This is a genomic window from Vibrio sp. 1078-1 (genome assembly GCF_033340475.1).
On the sequence record NZ_JAWOWM010000917.1, the window covers coordinates 1 to 516 of the forward strand.

The 516-nt window shown below is 49.8% G+C and carries 1 protein-coding gene; it reads left to right on the plus strand.

Annotated elements, in window-relative coordinates:
* Nucleotides 1-516 (plus strand): glycosyltransferase (locus R7190_RS30840; protein WP_318138339.1); only part of this gene is annotated, 516 nt, incomplete at both ends.

The window sequence follows — 516 nt, forward strand, 5'->3', positions numbered from 1 at the left end:
GACGGCCAAACAAGCCCACGATCTCAGCGAGAAAGCAACCATCAACATTGGCATGGTCGGCCGACTACATGAACACAAAGATCACGAAACGTTAATTCACGCCATCGCAAAACTGCCTGAGTGTTACCACTTACACCTTGCCGGAGATGGAGAAAGAAAAGCCTCGCTTCAACTACTCGCTCAATCGTTAAACGTTTCACCTCGCGTGCATTTTCACGGAGTCGTATCCGATATCCCTCTCTTTCTCAGCGATATGGATATCTACGTGCAATCTTCCCACGTTGAAGGATTCGGGCTCGCCGCCGTAGAAGCGATGGCAGCAGGTTTGCCCGTACTCGCGTCCGATGTTCCGGGATTAGATGAGTTTACCGGCAGCTCAGAATATCTGTTCGAAGTCGGTGATAGCAATCTGCTTGCACAAAAAGTTGCCGAGCTATGCGAAGACGCGGCTCTTTACAATTCGGCAAGTCATTATTCCGTCAACCGAGCCAAACTCTACACCATCGACAAATTTCG